The organism is Kocuria sp. NPDC057446 (assembly GCF_042802875.1).
In the GTDB taxonomy this organism is placed as follows: domain Bacteria; phylum Actinomycetota; class Actinomycetes; order Actinomycetales; family Micrococcaceae; genus Kocuria.
The window spans coordinates 1-1,918 of sequence record NZ_JBHVDI010000276.1 but is presented as its reverse complement, the minus strand read 5'-3'; the positions used below and the strand labels follow the sequence as shown (position 1 = coordinate 1,918).

Genomic DNA, 1,918 nt, shown 5'->3' with positions numbered 1-1,918 from the left:
CGGGCAGCCCGCGGGCACGTAGGCGGCCGCGCTCCGGGAGCGCGGCCCCCGGAGACGTCCCCGGGAGCGCGGAGGGACGCCGTGACAGCGGTCACTCGGCGGTAGCATGGTGACCCAGCGAACACCGCCGCCCCTCCCACCAAGATCGGAGCGACATGAACTCCATCGTCCTCGCCGTGGTCGGTGTGGCCATGATGATCCTCGGGTACCTCCTGTACTCGAAGTTCGTGGCCCGCCGGATCTACCAGCTCCAGGACTCCTTCGTCACCCCCGCCCACGAGCTCAGCGACGGCGTGGACTACGTCCCCACCAACAAGTACGTGCTCTGGGGCCACCACTTCACCTCCGTGGCCGGCGCGGCCCCCATCGTGGGCCCCGCCATCGCCGTCATCTGGGGCTGGATGCCCGCGTTCCTCTGGGTCACCATCGGCACCGTCTTCTTCGCCGGCGTCCACGACCTCGGCGCCCTGTGGGCGTCCAACCGGCACCGGGGCAAGTCCATCGGCGCGCTGTCCGGGAAGTACATCGGCCACCGCGGCCGCAACCTGTTCCTGGTCGTGATCTTCCTCGTGCTGCTCATGGTCAACGCCGCGTTCGCCGTGGTGATCTCCAACCTGCTGGTCGGCACGCCCACCTCGGTCATCCCCACGTGGGGCGCCATCGTGGTGGCCCTGCTCATCGGCCAGGCGGTCTACCGCTACAAGTGGAACCTCGCCGTCGTCTCCGTCGTCGGCGTCGTGGCGCTCTACGCGCTCATCCTGCTCGGGGACCGCTTCCCGGTGGTCCTGCCGGAGACGGTCCTGGGCCTGCCGGCCAACGCGTTCTGGATCGTGGTGCTCTTCGTCTACGCCGGCATCGCGTCCGTGCTGCCCGTGTGGATGCTGCTGCAGCCGCGCGACTACATCAACGGCCTCCAGCTGTTCATCGCCCTGGGCATCCTCTACGGCGCGGTGCTGATCTCCTCCCCGACCATCGTGGCCCCGGCCTTCAACGACTCCGTGCCCGAGGGCACGCCGAGCCTCGTGCCGCTGCTGTTCGTGACCATCGCCTGCGGGGCGATCTCCGGCTTCCACGGCATCGTGGCCTCGGGGACGTCCTCCAAGCAGCTGGACAAGGAGACGGACGCCCGCTTCGTCGGCTACTTCGGCGCCGTCGGCGAGGGCCTCCTGGCGCTCGGCGCGATCATCGCCACGACCGCCGGCTTCCGCACCATCGCCGACTGGGAAGAGGTTTACTCGGCGTTCGGTCAGGGCGGCGTGGCCGCCTTCGTGCAGGGCGGAGCCTCGGTCGTGAACTCCGGCCTGGGCATTCCCCCGTCGCTGAGCGCGACCATCCTGGCGACCATGGCCGTCCTCTTCGCGGCCACCACCATGGACACCGGCATCCGCCTGCAGCGCTTCGTGGTGCAGGAAGCCTTCCACATCATGGGCGTCACCCTCAACAAGGCGATCGCCACGCTCATCGTCCTGGCCGTGTGCGTGGGGCTGGTCTTCAGCGCCGGTGCGGACGGCTCGGGCGGCATGCTCATCTGGCCGCTGTTCGGCACCACCAACCAGCTGCTGGCCGGTCTGACCCTGTCGATGATCGCGGTGATCCTGCTGCGCAAGGGCCGCCCGGTGCTGCCGGTGCTGATCCCCCTGGTGTTCCTGCTCGTGATGTCGGTGTACGCGCTGATCGTCCAGCTGGGACAGTTCTGGGCCGCCGAGAACTGGTTCCTGCTCGTCCTCGACGTGATCATCCTGATCGCGGCCCTGTGGGTCATCGTCGAGTCCGTGACGGCGATGAACGCGGCACGGAAGAACCCGCCCGAACTCGACGAGGAGACCGTGAGCACCTCGGCCGGGGAGAACCGCTCCCTGTGAGCCGGTGAGCACCCTCGACCGGCTGCGCTCCGTGCAGGCCCGCCTCGGGGCGGGCC

General features: G+C 69.2%; 1 protein-coding gene. It reads left to right on the top strand.

Annotation, left to right across the window (positions count from 1 at the left end; genetic code table 11):
- Window positions 1-155 precede the first annotated feature (155 nt).
- Entirely contained in the window at window positions 156-1,862 is a 1,707-nt protein-coding gene (locus tag ACFU0Y_RS18035; RefSeq protein ID WP_380216325.1) for a carbon starvation protein A, read from the top strand.
- Window positions 1,863-1,918: the final 56 nt, after the last annotated feature.

What these genes read in the sequence shown, in the direction of transcription:
- ACFU0Y_RS18035 (WP_380216325.1), top strand. Translation starts at nt 156, where the DNA reads ATGAACTCCATCGTCCTCGCCGTGGTCGGTGTGGCCATGATGATCCTC.